This window comes from Rothia sp. HMSC062F03, from assembly GCF_001836905.1.
Classification (GTDB): domain Bacteria; phylum Actinomycetota; class Actinomycetes; order Actinomycetales; family Micrococcaceae; genus Rothia; species Rothia mucilaginosa_A.
Map to the genome: position 1 here is coordinate 273,353 of NZ_KV830882.1, position 15,228 is coordinate 288,580.

Genomic DNA, 15,228 nt, shown 5'->3' on the forward strand with positions numbered 1-15,228 from the left:
TGCTATTTTTCGAGCTATTTCTTCTTCGGGGCCTGCGAGCCGGTAGCCTCTTCCCCGGTCGGCAGCGGGGGCAGCTCCACGGTGGAGGCCTCGTCGGTCAGAAGCGGCAGGATGCCGGTCTGGGCGCGCACGCCAAAGATACGGTTCATGGCCTGGTCGGCGGAGAGCACCTCTAGCTCGCGTTCCATGAAGTCACGCTCTCCCCCGGCCTTCTTCTGCGCCTTGCGCTCGCTCTTGGCCGCCTTCTTCTCGCGGCGCTTGCGGGCGCGCTGTTCCGCCGCGGAGGGCTCGGTCTCCGGGGCCTCGGAGGCTTCGTGCTCCGAACGGTCGGGAGCGGCATCTTCGGAGCCTTCGGCGGGCTGAACGCCGAAACCGAAGTACGCCATGATGCGCCCGGCACGGCCTCGCGGGCGAGCGGGCTCGGCGCTTTCGGAGGCGTCCTCGGGTTCGGCGGGGCCTTCCCCCGCGGTCTTCGCGGAAGACTTCGAGATTTCCGCGGACTTCGGAGCCGCCTTCTTCTCGCTCTTCGAACCGGTCTCGGACGCGGCGGAAGCGGGCTCGAGTTTTTCGGGCTCGGGGTTCATAAACTCGGGGATGGAGAGATCGGATTCCACCGGCTCGGGCAGATCCTCGTCGGGAACGACCTCGGCGAGCGCATCCGCCAGGGCGCGCTCGGCCACGGGGTCGGAAGCCTCCAGGGGGTAGGCGTGCACGGGCTCCTGCGGGTGCACCGGCACGTGGCCGGTGGCTACCTCGTCCACAATCGTGTGCGCCTCGGAGGGCTCCTGCGAGTCCTCGTGCTCGGAGTCCTCGTGCTCGGAGTCCTCGTTCTCAGGGTCCTCGGAGCTCGGCTCGCTCTTTCGGGAATCTTCGGCGGCCTTGCGCTCGGCTTCTTCCTCGCGGCGCTTGGCCTCCTCGGCCTCCTCACGGGCGCGACGCTCGGCCTCGGCCTTGCGCTTGGATTCTGCCTTGCGAGCTTCCTCCTCACGGCGCTTGGCTTCCTCAGCTTCCTCCGCCTCGCGACGCTCAGCCTCGGCTTCCTCGGCAGCTCGGCGTTCCTCACGCTCGGCCGCACGCTCCGCGCGACGCTGAGCCAGGCGCTCCTTCGCGGAAGCACCAAGGCTCATCAGGCGCTCGCCCAGGTTCGGGCGCTCATCGGCAAATCGCGGCAGATCGCGGCTGCTATCGGGCACCAGGGCGCGGCTGAGCAGGTTACCCAGAGCCACGCCGAGCCCCACCCACAGAGCCGTGTGGCCCGCAAAGCTCAGCGGCTCGGCACCCACCTCGATGAAGCGGCCGACGCCCAACGAGCCGTAGGAAATCCAACCCAGCCACAGGGCGGCCAGAGAAGTCAGCAAACCGGTCAGCACGCCCAGCGCAAGCGAGGATAGCAGGGCTGAAAGCGGACGGAACGGCACCTTCAGGGCGACCCACTCGTCCAGGTGATCCTCACCCTCACGCAGGAACCACCAACCGGCAATCGCGCCGGCGGCCACCGGAACCAGCAGACCCAGCAGGCCGGCGCTTCCCAGGGACTCAGGAACCGCACCCAGGATCGGCAGCATCGGCAGGGACCCGGCATTGCTACTCGTCAGGCCGATCGAGGTACCCGCCCCAAAGGCGAAACCGGCACCGGTCGACCAGGCCATCGCGTAAATCACCAGGTTGGGCAGGAAGCCCAACTGCAGTAGCGTCACAGCGGTATCACCCACCGGGCCCGCGTGCAGCTCCTGGTAGGTGGCCACCACCTGCGACCACCCGCCCAGAATACCCAGGGCCAGTAGCAGCGCGCCCAGGCCCACGAAGGCCACCGCGGCAACCACCGCCGCGCGCACCACAGCCCACGCGTAGGACCCGGCCCAGCGCGAGTACTGGCTCATCTGCGAAATCTGCTCCGCCGTATCAACACCCACCATGCGCGAAAGCGAACGCGCCTCGCGGTAGCCGCCCCACATCAGGCCGACCACCACGATACCCAGCGGCACCAGCGCAGCGTTCAACACCTGCAGCGGCTTCGGGCTCGGGCTCGCCCAACCGTACACCGCCGAACAAATCAGCGCGTAGGTCACCGAGCCCGAGAGTACCGGAATGAGGAACTCCCCCTCGTACGAGGCGCGCGCCAGCCTGCGACCGGAACGGTAGCAAAATAGCAACGGCAGAATACTCAGGCCCAGCGGCACCAGGGTCATGGTGCCCGCGGAGGTGCCAAAGACAGCCGAGAGGTCCAGGGGAACGCCGTGAATCAGGAGCCACAGGTGGGCCGACATCGCGGCCACCGACGAGAACTCCGTGCCGCCAAAACCGTTCGTCGCCCACACGGCAGCCATGGCGGCCACCACCAGGACACCGGACATCAGGGCGGTCAGAATCAGCTCAACGACGCCCTGAAGCCACAGGGGCATGGGCATGGAATAGCGGGAGATAGGTGAGGTGCTTTTCATCGTCCTTCAATCATGCCACGAATTAACGACGAAACCCGCCTCCGGAAGGGCCGGTGATGGCCCTCGGAGACGGATTTTTGCACGTCGCGTCAGTTTTTGGGTTAGTCCCTCGGCGGGAATCTTTGCGGCACCCCTATTGATCGGTCCAGGGGTTGGATGCGTTCACGCCCCAGGAACGGTACACCTGCGCCTTCGAGGAGACCAGCTCCAGATCGTAGGCGCTTGCGCTCGCAGCCATCAGCCCCTCCAGGGCGGCCGTGGGGAGGGGGTCGGCGTCGTCGCGCCCCACCGCGTGCTGACCGCGCGGGGCCTGGCGGCCCGCCCACTCGAGGCTCACGCGCGCATCCACGTTAATGACGTGGTCACCGAAGCGTTCGAGCAGCTCGGTAATCCAACGGTCGGTCTCGGGGTAGGGGTAGAGGCCTTTGAGCTCACCAATGCTCAACACCGAAATGTACATGTGGCGAAACGAGCGGCGGCGCAGAAACGCCACCACGGCGGGGTCTGGATTCGCCTTACGAATCTCCGCGAGAACGTCGGAGTCCAGGAGCATACCGGAAAAGTTCATACCCCTAATGCTACGCTACGCGCAGACCGGCGATTTCGATGGCGGGAATACCCTCGGGGTTGGGCAGAAGAAGGAAGTTCAGGAACTCGTCGCGCTTAGAAGAAATGCGGGAGTAGTCGTCAATACTGACCGCGGTGAAACCGCCTCGAGCGGGAACTGCTGCGGCACGCAGGCTGTCCTGGTAGGAGCGGGAGGGGTTCAGAGAGATTACTGCTTCGGTTGCAGAGCCGTTGTACATGTGACAACCTGCGCCGTGAGTGGCGCGATCCTTTCGCGTTGCTCTTGTCTGTACCGGTTACCACCTCTGAGGGTGGTGAATACAAACCGCTTCGTCATCCGAGCCACCCGTGAACATGGGGTTGGCGTTCGACCATAGTCGGAGCTTATCAGTCGAAACTCTTGAAGCTGGCTCCAGCTTACAGCACGTTCTCACCTTAAGTAAAGCGTTCTTCACAAAAGATTCAGGTCACATGTATTTTTACTAATCAAAGCGTTTACAAACGTTCCATGGCAGTCTCGACGCGTAATATTTGACCCTCGGTAGCCCCTCGCTTTCACCCCTCCGCGAGCACGCAGACCAATCCCGCGCGGGGCGCGGCGGCCGCTTTCAGCGTGTTCAATTCGCCTCGTTAAACCCTCGGAGCGCGCACGATCGAGAGGCAATGACCGCCCGCCGGGCGGTACCTCACCCGATGCGAGATAATGGGCAGGTGCCCAACAATCCTTTCCCCGAAATCCCCGTCACCGTACCCCAAATCATTCGACAGGTCGGCCACCGCACCTACCAGCGCGGGGCCGCCTATCAGCGCAACCGCGAGGTCGTGCGCTACAGCTACGACGAGGACAACCGCACCCTCACCGGACTCGTTAACGGAAGCACCCTCGTGCCCTACGAGGTGACGATTCGGTTCTTCCCCCCGCGCGCCGGCTCGGCTGCCTTCGCGGCCCGATGCACCTGCCCGGTCGTCAGCAATTGCAAGCACGCCGTGGCGCTCATGCTCACCGCGCTGGACCGCGCCTCCGTGGCGAAAAAGGCACTCAGCGAACACCCCGGACCGGTCGGCGTACCCGGTGCCGTAACGAAGGCTACCGCTGCGAAGGTGGCGACAGATGCAAAGGGATTCACAGGTTCAAAGAGCGCGGACGTTGCGGAGGCGAAGAAATCCGCCGACCCGCTCGCAGCACTGCGAGCCTCCGGTGCACTCACCACCGCGGCGAAACTGCCCGCACCCGATGCAGCGGCTGTCGAGCCCGAAAACCCCCAGGGAAGCTTTGCGCTCAACGAGCTAGGCGCCTCCCCGAGCCTGCAGGCAGAGGCACCCGCCTCCAAGATTTCGGCCTGGCGCAAGAATCTCTCCTCGGTTCTTTCCGCACGTCAGGACCTTTCCGGCATCGATTCGCTACGGGTCAGCGGCGCGCTCGACCTGTCGATGAGCGTCTCGGGATCCTACGCGCGCGGCCGCAACATGCCCGGGGCGACCCCGGCCATCAATCTACTCGCGCGCCCGCTCATGCGCTCCAAAACCGGCCGCTGGGTCAAGGGCGGCCTCACCTGGGACACTTTCGCCTCGAGCGTGGGCGGGCCGGTCGGCCGCCACGACATCTACCCGGAGCACGAGCGTTTCTTCGCCGAGCTCTACTCGATTGCCCGCCCCTGGCAGAACATGTACTCCTCGCACCGCGACTGGATTTCGCTCAGCGCCGCGGGCTCTGCCCTGCTCTGGGATGTGCTCGCACGCGCCGAGGAAATCGGCCTGCCGCTACTAATCAACGGACGCGAGGTGGAGTACGCCATCCTGCCGCCCGCGCGGGTGCGCCTGCGCGCCGCCGCCCTGCCCGAGGACTCCGAGGAGAGCCCGGACGGGGGTCTGCTCCTCGAGGCCGCGCTGAGCTGGGAGGGGCGCGAGGGCGAGCTTCTGCGCCAGCTCTGGCTTCCGGCCGCCCACTGCCACCCCATGGGCACGCCCCGCACCGGCTTCTTCGCGCTCGGCGGGCTTGCGCAGCAGGAGTACGAGCAGGCCGCCAAGGCCGTGCACTGGAAGACCGCCCGGCCGGGCGCGCTGGACGAGGTGGGGCGCGGCGCCTTTGTGCAGTCTGAGCAAACCGTGCAGTCTGAGCAAACCGTGCAGTCGGCGGATTCCGCTCAGTCGGAGCAGGCCGCGCAGGCGGCGAATCCCGTGCAGTCGGCTAATCCCATGCAGTCGGAGCAGGCCGCGGTTCCGAACCTCCCCGAGGGCGTGGACCTGGCGCTCATCCCCCTGGTCGAGCCGCTCGACGCTGCCTCCGAGGCGCTCATCTCGGCTGGGACCGTTGAGATTCCCGCCTCCGAACGCCCCGCGTTCCAGCGCGATTTTCTGCCGGCTCTCAGCCGCTCCGTACCCGCGCTCACCCCCGACCCGGCCCTGGCCCTGCCGTCCGTCACCCCGCCGCGCCTGGTGCTCGAGCTGACCTTCGATGAGGAGGTTCGCCACGACGCGCAGCTGGGCTGGCACTGGGAGTACCCTCTCAACCCCTTCGAGGCCGACCCCGAACACGAATCCGGCGTTCAGCGCCTGCCGGCCTTCGGGTACCCCGGCGAGGAGGGCGGCGAGGTGCGCGACGAGCGCTTCGAGGCCCGCGTGCTACGCTCGGTGCGCTCGGTGCTGGCCGCGCATCCGGCCCTGGCCAGCTTAGAAGAGCGCCGCGTCGAGGGTTGGGAAACCCGCGAGCTGCTGAGCGCCGTACTGCCGAAACTACGCCGCATTTCCGCCGTTCGGGTGCGTTTCAACGGCACCCCACCCGAGTTCGTGGAAGCCACCGACGCGCTCATCGAGGTAACCGTCACCGAAGGCAATTCGCGCGACTGGTTCGGGCTGGGCATCGCTGTGAAGGTGAATAACTGGACCGTGCCCTTCGCCCAGATTTTTGAGGCGCTCGACCGCGGGGCGGACCGCATCCTGCTAGGCAACGGCACCTACTTCTCGCTGCGCCGACCCGAGTTTAAGACCCTGCGCACCCTCATCGCGGAGGCGCGGGAGCTCGACGAGGCGGGCGGCGAGCTGCGCATCAACCGGCACCAGGCCGGGCTGTTCTCCGAGCTGGAATCACTGGCGGCCAGCGTGCAGACCACCCGGCGCTGGGATGAGCAGGTGCGTTCCCTGCTGGCACTCGTGGAGGCCTCCGAGGCCCGCGAAACCGAACCCGCAGACGGTGCGGATAAGCCCGCAGCAAGCCCCGATGCCCACGGCAAGCGTAACGAACCGGGCTCGGCGCGCCCGAACCTAAACCGAGAGTACCCGGTCCCCGCGGGCCTGCAGGCCACCCTGCGCCCCTACCAGGTGGAGGGTTACTGCTGGCTCACCTTCCTCTACGAGCACCGCATGGGCGGTATTCTCGCCGACGACATGGGCCTGGGCAAGACCGTGCAGGCCCTCGCCCTGCTCGCCCACGCCATCGAGGAGCACCGCGCTGCGGCCCCCGTCGAGCCGTTCGCGCCCTTCCTCGTGGTCGCGCCGACCTCCGTCATCTCGAACTGGGCGGCGGAGGCCGAACGCTTCCTGCCCGAGGCGAAGGTCGTCACCATCACCGAAACCACCGCCGGCAAGACCCCGCTGGCCGAACGCGTGGCCGGGGCGCACCTGGTGCTGACCAGCTACACGCTGCTACGCATGGACGAGGACGCGTACGCCTCCTACGCGGCCGGGCTCGGCTCGGGGGAGGGCCCCGGCACCCCCGGCTGGGGTGCGCTCCTGCTGGACGAGGCGCAATTCGTCAAAAATACCGGCACCCGCGCCTGGTCTATCGCCCGCGCCATGCCCGCGCGCGCCAAGATTGCCATGACCGGCACGCCCCTGGAGAACAACCTCATGGAGCTGTGGGCACTGCTGGCGATTGTGGCGGACGGGCTCTTCCCCTCCGCCCGCGCCTTCCGCGACCTGTACGCCCGCCCGGCCGAATCCGGTGAGGACCCCGCGCACGCGGCCGCCACGACCGCTCGCCTGCGCCGGCGCATCCGGCCGCTCATGCTGCGCCGCACCAAGGAGCTGGTAGCGGCTGAGCTTCCGGCGAAGAACGATGTGCGCGTGAACCTGCCGCTGGCTCCCGGCCACCGCCGCATCTATGACACGCACCTGCAGCGTGAGCGCCAGAAGGTTCTGGGCCTGCTGGAGGATATGAACAAGAACCGGTTCACGATCTTCCAGTCGCTGACGCTGCTGCGCCGCCTGGCCCTGGATGCCGCGCTCATCGACCCGGATGCCTACGAGGGCGTCACCTCGGTGAAGCGCGAGTACCTGGTGGAGCGGCTACCCGAGCTACTGGCCGGCGGGCACCGCGTGCTGGTATTCAGCCAGTTCACCGGTTACCTGAAGAGCATCGCCCGGGCCCTGAGCGAGAAGGGCATCGACCACCTGTACCTGGACGGTTCGACCCGCAACCGCGCCGAGGTCATCGAGGCGTTCCGCGCCGGGGCCGCGCCGGTGTTCCTGATTTCGCTCAAGGCCGGCGGTTTCGGTCTGAACCTGACCGAGGCGGACCACGTGTTCATCATGGATCCGTGGTGGAACCCAGCCGCCGAGCAGCAGGCCGTGGACCGTATTCACCGCATCGGCCAGGAGCGTGAGGTGCACGTGTACCGGCTGGTCGCCGAGGGCACGATTGAGGAGAAGGTCATGCAGCTGAAGGCCTCGAAGGCCGCGCTCTTCGATGCGGTGGTCGGCGAGGGCGAGTTCGCCTCCGCGGCGGTCACGGCCGAGGATGTGCGCGAGCTCTTCGCGCTGCCGGATGAGAAAGACGCGAGATAGCGGCCCCTCTCCCCCGCCGCGACTCGTCATGATTCTTCGCATCGTTAAGCTCGAGGCACAACCGACTCGTCTTCACCTCGGCCGCGGGCGTAGCATAGAGAACCAATAGACCCCGCGGAGGCCTCGCCTCCCCCGCAGAAACCGAAGGAGCATCATGAGCTACAACGTACCGAACGTAAAGTTCAACGACGGCCGCAGCATCCCCCAGCTGGGCTACGGCGTGTGGCAGGTTGAGGACGAGGTCGCCGAGAAGATTGTGAGCACCGCCCTGGAGATCGGCTACCGCCACATCGACACCGCCGCTAGCTACGGCAACGAGGCGGGCGTGGGCCGCGCTATCGCTAACTCTGACGTGCCTCGCGAAGATATCTTCCTCACCACCAAGCTGTGGAACTCTGACCAGGGTTACGAGAGCGCTTTCGAGGCATTCGAGGCTTCCCTGGAGAAGCTGGGTACCGACTACGTTGACCTGTACCTGATTCACTGGGCTAAGCCGCAGCAGGGCCTGTACCTGGATTCTTGGCGTGCGCTGATTGAGCTGCAGAAGCAGGGTAAGGTCCGTTCCATTGGTGTTTCGAACTTCCCCGAGGAGCAGCTGCGCGAGATCATCGAGGAGACCGGCGTGGTTCCGGTCATCCACCAGGTTGAGCTGCACCCCTACTTCTCGCAGGAGGCGTTGCGCGCCGTTCACGCCGAGTACGGCATCGTGACCGAGGCGTGGAGCCCGCTGGGCAACGGTAGCGATCTGCTGCAGAACCCCGTGCTGGCTGAGATCGCGGAGCGCCACGGCGCAACCCCCGCGCAGGTCGTGCTGGCATGGCACCTGGCTAAGGGCACCGTGGCTATCCCGAAGTCCGAGACCCCCTCTCGTATTGAGGAGAACCTGGCGTCGGTGAACGTGAAGCTGACCGCTGAGGACATCGCGGCTGTGGATGCGCTCTCCACCCCCGAGGGTCGCATCGGCCCTGACCCGGCGAACATTGATTTCTAAGCTGGAGCGTAGAGTCCCGCGTCTAGGGGCTTGAAGCTAGGCAGAGTAAAGCCCCGACAGGCACAGATAGTGCTTGTCGGGGCTTTTGCGTGCCCTGGCGGCGCGGCTTTTCGGGCTTTCGAAGACCAGTTTTGGCGAACGCTCGTTCTTGGATTGTTCGGCAAACCATCAGCTATCCTGGCGGGCGCTTCGTAACTAACTCCCGCCCGCCAGTTTTCGACGATTAGCTCTCGTCCTCCACCAGCAGCGAGAGGGAGATGCGGCGGCGGACCGGGTCAACCTCCACGACGCGCACCCGCACGATGTCGCCGCTACGCACAATGTCGTGCGGGTTCGCCACGAACCCGCGGCTCATCTGCGAGATGTGCACGAGGCCGTCCTGATGCACACCAATATCCACGAACGCGCCGAATGCCGCCACGTTCGAGACGGTACCTTCGAGCACCATGCCGGGGCGCACATCCTCAAAACGCGAGACGGACTCGGAGAATCGGGCGGTGCGGAAGCTACCGCGCGGGTCCAGGCCGGGGCGGCGCAGCTCGGCGAAGATGTCCTCGACCGTGTACACACCGGCGGCGACTTCCACGCTCTCCGGCACGTGGCTGTCCTGTTCGTGACTATCCTGCACGTAGTCGGCGGGATTCAGCCCGGCAAGCGGGTCACTACCGTCCGAGGTGCCCAGGGCGCCAGCAACCCAGTGGGCGCCATTGCGTGCCTGCGCGTCGGCAATAATGCGGCGCGCGAGCGGGTAGGCTTCCGGGTGCACCGCGGAGGCGTCCAGCGGCTCCTCACCGCCGCGGATGCGAATGAATCCTGCCGCCTGGCGGAAGGTTTTCGCACCCAGGCGCGGCACGTTCAGCAGCTGCTGACGGTTCGCGAAGGGACCGTGTTCGGTGCGGTAGGCGACGATGCGTTCGGCGGTCGCGGTGCCCACGCCCGCCACGTGCGCGAGCAGCTGCACGGAGGCGCTGTTGAGGTTCACACCCACGGCGTTCACGCAGTCTTCAACGGTGTCGTTGAGGGCGCGGCGCAGGGCGGCGGGCGGCACGTCGTGCTGGTACTGGCCCACGCCGATGGACTGCGGGTCGATTTTGACGAGCTCGGCGAGCGGGTCCTGCAGGCGGCGGGCAATGGAGACGGCGCCGCGTACGATCACGTCGTAGTCGGGTAGCTCGGCAGCGGCAAGTGCCGAGGCGGAGTAGACGGAAGCGCCCGCCTCAGAAACGGTCACCTTCTGGGGTGCTTCTGCGCCTTCCTCACGCAGGGTGCGGATCAGTTCGCTGGCGAGCTTGTCGGTTTCGCGGCTTGCGGTGCCGTTGCCAATGGCGATGAGCTCCACGTGCTCCTCGCGGCAGGCGGCGGCGAGTTCGCGCAGCGCCTCCTCCCACTGGTTGCGCGGGGCGTGCGGGTAGACGGTGCCCACGCGCAGCGGCTCACCGGTACCGTCGACCACGGCGTATTTCACGCCGTGGCGCAGACCCGGGTCCAGGCCGAGGGTGGTCTTGTGTCCGGCGGGTGCGGCGAGCAGAATATCGCGCAGGTTGGATGCGAACACCTCGGTGGCGTGCTGTGCGGCGGCGTCGAGTAGCTGGTGGCGGATACGTTCGGCAAGGCGCGGGCGCAGGTGGCTGCGCCATGCGGTGCGGACGGTGGCGGCGAGCCAGCCGAGTACGCGGTCTTCGTCGTCGACGGTGTTGAGCACCTGCACGGGGATGCGCAGCGCGGCGGCCACTTCACGCTCGTATGCAGAACGGACGTTCTCGTAATTTTCTGCGGCGGCCTCAGCTTCGGCGCGGGCGGCACCACGCAGGCGGCTGAGCGCCACGGGGGCGGGTGCCACATCCACCTTGAGGCGCACCACGCCGGCATCCTTGGCGCGGTGCAGCGCCAGCACGCGGTGCGGCGGAATGGAACGAATACGATCCGAGAAGGCGAAATAGTCGGAGAACTTCGCACCAATGCTTTCCTGACCGGCAATCACGCGGGACTCAATCACGCCGCCTTCACGCAGGCGCTTGAGGAGCTTTTCGCTCAGCACCGGGTCGGTGAGGGCACGGTCAATCAGGATCGCGCGGGCACCGTCGAGGGCCTCTTCGGCACTGTGAATCTGCAGGGCTTCGTCCGCCTCTGCAGCCTCAATATCCTCATCGTCTTCGGTGCCGTCGGTGATGTAGGCGGCGGCGATGGCGTGCGCGTCGGCGAGGGGCACCTCCAGCAGGTCCTCGACGAGGGAGTCGAGCCCGGCGGCGCGCGCCAGCTGCGCGCGGGTCACGCGCTCGCTACGGTAGGGGGCGTAGAGGGCGTTCACGTCTGCCACGGTGGCGGCGTTCATGAGCGAGGAACGCAGTTGCAGCAGGGTGAGCGGGTCGATGAGTCCTTCGTCGGCGCGCGCGGTGAGCGCCTCGAGCACGCGGGCGCGGCGCTCTTCGAGGGCGCGTAGCTGACCCAGGCGGGTCTGGATGGCGCGCAGCTGGGTGTCGGTGAGCGCGCCCGTCGCTTCTTTGCGGTAGCGGGCGATGAAGGGCACGGAGTTGTCTGCGTCGAGCAGTGCCACGGCGGCGCCGATGCGGTGCGGGGCGATGCCGAGCTCTGCGGCGAGTACCGAGACAAGGTGCGAGGAGGGGGCCCGCTCGGCCCGCCCGTCACGGTCCTGTCGGCTACAGTTCGGTTCGGGGTGCGACTCGTTGGCGGATGCGCCGCGCGGCGCGATGCTGCTCGGGAGGGGGTGTTCGCTCATCCCTCCAGTTTCGCATACTTCGCCGACGCTCCGGGAGCCGGGCCGCCGGGCCCGCTGTCGGGATCCCCGAGGCCGCCGCCGAGCCTGCCGGGGTAGTATCGACCCCGCCCGGCCTCAGCCGCCGGGCTCCCCCGAGCTCAGCAGCAGAACCCGAGTGCGTACAGCCGACGGGCGGTTCTGCATCATTTGGGCCTCTGCCGCCTCCCGCGTCATCTTTTGGTTAGTTAGCTGATTATCGGCCCCGCCGCTTGAACGCCTATATAACGTTCAACTATTTTTGAACTAAAAGGATGTATTTTTTAAAATTTTTCTCGCTTTTATGCAGATTGGGGGTGGCGCGGCCGCCCGCACGACCTTTTCTGCTCGCAGAAATACAGGGTGCGACGGCACGGTACGACGATGTGCCGCCCACCTGCAGAGGAAAGAGGGACCCATGCGCGAACGCACCGCGCTATCAAACGCGCCGGAGGGCTACTTAGATTTTCACGACGAGTACGCGGAACTCATCGCCGAACTCGCCGCGCTGGGGTTCACCCCTACCCAGGTTCTCCGCCGCCTCAACTTTCTGTACCCGCACATCAACAAGAAGTACCTGAACTATGCGCTGAGCTCCGGCATCTGGCAGTTTGGCCCGGTCACGGCAGACGCCCCGAGCTACACGGTGCTCGCATGCGGTCTCTGGTACGTTTTCGCGGAAGCCTACGATTTGCCTCCGGAGCCCGAGTACGCGGCACTGATTCTTGATTGCGATATTATTCACGACCTGCCATCCGCGCTGGAGGCACGCCACTTCAACAATGAAGACATTGCGCACGTTCTGGCGAAGATTGGGGCAACGCTCAAGTACCTTGCCGCACACCCCTACTCCCAGCTGGAGGAAGAAGCCTACGCGCAGACCCTCGAGGACATCAGGCAGCGCGGCGTGAAAGAAATCGGCACCGAGGGCGGTAGCCTGTACACCCTGCTCGCCTCCAGTATGGAGGGCGAATCCGCGTGGCCTGCTCCCGCACAGACGGTCAACGATTACCTCGGTGACGGCGACTGGTCCTTGGGTATGCTCCGCACCGGCATTTACCCGGCGGAGGCGCTCGAGAACGAGTGGTATATCGACGCCGCGGCGATACCCGAGGATTTTGCACCGAAGACTCTGAGCCTGTTTTTGAGCTATTGCGCCCGCTACGACCGCGAGCCGACGGCGCTGAACTACGGCTACTGGTCTACCATTCCCACGCTCATTGAGCAGGTGCCGCCGCTGGGTGCGGTACGCGCCAAGTTCGGTTCCTGGCAGACGGCCCTGCATCGCGGACGCACGCAGATTGCCCGCGAGCTGCGCCTGTGGACGAAAAACGAAGCCAACGTAGCTGCCGTGGAGTCGGGTGCCGCTGAGGCGAACGCTGCTGAATCGAGTGCCGCTGAGGAGCTTGAGCTCCTCGACGCTGAGCTGACTAACGCTGAGGCTGAGCTGACTAACGCTGAGATCCCCGAAACAGAACTAGCAGAGTTGGATACCCCGAACGGCTCCCCTGCGGACGCCCCCGCGGAACCGGCAGAACCCGCACGTCTGAGCGCCCGCGAACTCACCGAGCAGGGCATCGGCGTGGTGCAGACCGCCCACACCGACCTTGCGGCGTACCACCGCACCCAGTGGGAGCAGACGGTGGAAGTCTTCGGCGAACGCCTCGCGCAGCTTGCCTGGAACCGCCGCCTGAGCACCTACTACTTCTTCGACGGAGCCTGCCTGGAAGATGCCGACCCGACCCCCGTGGTGACGGTTTTCCGCTCCCCCACCGGTTTCCTCTGCGAGCTTGAACCCACCGTCGAGGCGCTGCCCGCCTTCGACCCGGAGTTCCTGCAGGAGCACGGCTGGAGGCACCCGGTACCGGTGCATGCGCTGTGGAATCTGCACGCGCTCGACCCGCTGGAGGCAGCTGCCGCCGTCATCGAGGCGATGCGTTCGGGTTGCGGTTGTGAACGCTGGGATTTCTACCGCACCGATGACGACAACGACCCGCTTGCCGAAGAGGCTGAGATGGCTTCCGTCTAAGCGCACTCCCCCGAGCCTCTCTGGTTCATCTCTAGAGCCTCTCGGGTTCATCCCTGGAGATAGCGAAAGCCCGCGCCCCCACCTCCTGCAAAGGAGGTGGGGGCGCGGGCTTTACGCATGCACGGGATACCAGCTGCGGCAGCCGGCACCGATAGCCGGCGCAGATAGTAGATGCGGCTTAGCGTGCCGAGAAGATCTCGGACGCCTCCACAATCGCAATCTGCGCGGTGCGGGTCGAAATCGCCTCGTGGCGGCGTGCATCCGCGCGGCGCTTGAAGAACCAACCAATGCCCAGAATCGCGAACCAGACGGGCATCGCGAGCAGACCCCTGAGGGTTTCTTCATCCATGGCCAGCACGCCGATGGTGAAGGCGAAGAACACCAGCGACAGCCACGCGGAGAAACGGCCGCCGGGCAGGCGGAACTTCGACTTCGCATGGCGCGAGGGGAACTTCTTGCGGTACATCAGGTAGCTGACCATGATCATCGCCCACGCGAAAATCACGAGTACCGCAGCCACGGTGGTGACCAGGTTGAACGCGCTAGAAATCGAGTCACCCGCGTAGAGCAGCACAATGGAGGACAGCAGCATCACGGCCGAGAGGAACAGCGCGTTACGTGGCACGCCGGCCTTGGAAACCTTACCCAGGAACGCGGGTGCGCTGCGCTCGCGGGCCAGGCCGAAGGCCATGCGCGAGGTGGAGAAAATACCGGAGTTCGCCGAGGAGGTTGCGCTGGTAATCACCACGAAGTTGATGATGTGCGCGGCGATGCCCAGGCCCGCCAGGGTGAACATGGCGACGAAGGGGCTCCTATCGGGGCTGACGAGGCGCCAGGGGGTAACCATCAGGATGGTGACGAGCGCACCCACGTAGAAGACCATGATGCGCACCGGCACGGCGTTGATTGCCCTGGGCAGGGTCTTTTCGGGGTCCTTGGTTTCTGCCGCGGTGGTACCGACGAGCTCTGAGCCCATGAACGCGAAGACGGCAATCTGGAATGCGCCGAGGAAGCCGATGAAGTGGTTCGGGAACATGCCGCCGTCGTTCCAGAGGTTTGCGACGGATGCCTGCGCACCACTGGGCGAGGTGAAGCCGACGGCGATCATACCGCCGCCAACGATGATCAGGGCGACGATGGCGACGATCTTAATCATGGAGAACCAGAACTCGATTTCGCCGAAGTTCTTCACGGATACCAGGTTCAGGGTCAGCAGTACGCCAATGACGGCGAGCGCCGGAATCCAGGCTTGCAGGTCGGGCCACCACATGCGCAGGTAGCCGACGATTGCGATGATATCCGCAACGGCGGTCACCACCCACATGAACCAGTAGGACCAGCCGAGGAAGAAGCCCGCCATGGGGCCGCACAGGTCGGTGGTGAAGTCCGAGAAGGACTTGTAGCGCAGGTTTGATAGCAGGATTTCACCCATGGCGCGCAGCACCAGGAAGATGACGGCGCCGATGAGCATGTACACGAAAATAACTGAGGGACCCGCCATGGAGATGGCGCGACCGGAGCCCATGAACAGGCCGGTACCGATGGCACCGCCGATTGCGATGAGCTGGATGTGGCGGTTGCTCAGACCGCGGTGCAGTCGCTCTCCCTGTTCGGGAGCTTTAGGATTCAGGCTGACGTTGTTCTGTTCAGTCACGACGTCCTCTTT

8 protein-coding genes and 1 riboswitch are annotated in these 15,228 nt (G+C 65.8%); of the genes, 3 read left to right on the forward strand and 5 right to left on the reverse strand.

From position 1 onward, the window contains the following. Positions 1 to 14: 14 nt before the first annotated feature. The 3 genes from HMPREF2674_RS05440 to HMPREF2674_RS05450 all read right to left on the reverse strand — a co-directional run bounded on the left by HMPREF2674_RS05440 (position 15) and on the right by HMPREF2674_RS05450 (position 3,247). Positions 15 to 2,441, reverse strand: coding sequence for a cell division protein PerM (locus tag HMPREF2674_RS05440; RefSeq protein ID WP_070825041.1), 2,427 nt, complete (start codon positions 2,439 to 2,441; stop codon positions 15 to 17). Positions 2,442 to 2,574: 133 nt separating this feature from the next. Beyond that, positions 2,575 to 3,009: a PIN domain-containing protein gene (locus tag HMPREF2674_RS05445; protein WP_070825042.1), complete on the reverse strand. Its 435-nt coding sequence runs from the start codon at positions 3,007 to 3,009 to the stop codon at positions 2,575 to 2,577. Between the two features lie 10 nt (positions 3,010 to 3,019). Beyond that, positions 3,020 to 3,247, reverse strand: coding sequence for a hypothetical protein (locus HMPREF2674_RS05450; protein WP_049342913.1), 228 nt, complete (start codon positions 3,245 to 3,247; stop codon positions 3,020 to 3,022). A gap of 35 nt (positions 3,248 to 3,282) precedes the next feature. Then, a riboswitch (SAM riboswitch) is annotated at positions 3,283 to 3,414 on the reverse strand. A gap of 257 nt (positions 3,415 to 3,671) precedes the next feature. Between HMPREF2674_RS05450 and HMPREF2674_RS05455 the strand changes: the two genes are divergently transcribed. Further along, a complete protein-coding gene (locus HMPREF2674_RS05455; RefSeq protein ID WP_070825043.1) occupies positions 3,672 to 7,790 on the forward strand; it encodes a DEAD/DEAH box helicase in 4,119 nt (1,372 codons plus the stop codon). Between the two features lie 154 nt (positions 7,791 to 7,944). Beyond that, the gene (locus HMPREF2674_RS05460; protein WP_070825044.1) at positions 7,945 to 8,781 is read left to right on the forward strand and encodes an aldo/keto reductase; all 837 of its coding nucleotides are present in this window, start codon (positions 7,945 to 7,947) and stop codon (positions 8,779 to 8,781) included. 223 nt (positions 8,782 to 9,004) lie between these two features. Here the strand turns inward: HMPREF2674_RS05460 and HMPREF2674_RS05465 are convergent, their stop codons facing one another. Next, entirely contained in the window at positions 9,005 to 11,518 is a 2,514-nt protein-coding gene (locus tag HMPREF2674_RS05465; RefSeq protein ID WP_210400123.1) for a helix-hairpin-helix domain-containing protein, read from the reverse strand. Positions 11,519 to 11,951: 433 nt separating this feature from the next. On the opposite strand from HMPREF2674_RS05465, the gene HMPREF2674_RS05470 reads away from it, so the two are divergent. Next, positions 11,952 to 13,562, forward strand: a complete 1,611-nt coding sequence (locus HMPREF2674_RS05470) for a dehydrogenase (RefSeq protein ID WP_070825045.1) — start codon at positions 11,952 to 11,954, stop codon at positions 13,560 to 13,562. Between the two features lie 178 nt (positions 13,563 to 13,740). Here the strand turns inward: HMPREF2674_RS05470 and HMPREF2674_RS05475 are convergent, their stop codons facing one another. After that, entirely contained in the window at positions 13,741 to 15,216 is a 1,476-nt protein-coding gene (locus HMPREF2674_RS05475; protein ID WP_070825046.1) for an amino acid permease, read from the reverse strand. Positions 15,217 to 15,228 lie beyond the last annotated feature (12 nt).

What these genes read in the sequence shown, in the direction of transcription:
- HMPREF2674_RS05440 (WP_070825041.1), bottom strand. Translation starts at nt 2,441, where the DNA reads ATGAAAAGCACCTCACCTATCTCCCGCTATTCCATGCCCATGCCCCTG.
- HMPREF2674_RS05445 (WP_070825042.1), bottom strand. Translation starts at nt 3,009, where the DNA reads ATGAACTTTTCCGGTATGCTCCTGGACTCCGACGTTCTCGCGGAGATT.
- HMPREF2674_RS05450 (WP_049342913.1), bottom strand. Translation starts at nt 3,247, where the DNA reads ATGTACAACGGCTCTGCAACCGAAGCAGTAATCTCTCTGAACCCCTCC.
- HMPREF2674_RS05455 (WP_070825043.1), top strand. Translation starts at nt 3,672, where the DNA reads ATGACCGCCCGCCGGGCGGTACCTCACCCGATGCGAGATAATGGGCAG.
- HMPREF2674_RS05460 (WP_070825044.1), top strand. Translation starts at nt 7,945, where the DNA reads ATGAGCTACAACGTACCGAACGTAAAGTTCAACGACGGCCGCAGCATC.
- HMPREF2674_RS05465 (WP_210400123.1), bottom strand. Translation starts at nt 11,518, where the DNA reads ATGAGCGAACACCCCCTCCCGAGCAGCATCGCGCCGCGCGGCGCATCC.
- HMPREF2674_RS05470 (WP_070825045.1), top strand. Translation starts at nt 11,952, where the DNA reads ATGCGCGAACGCACCGCGCTATCAAACGCGCCGGAGGGCTACTTAGAT.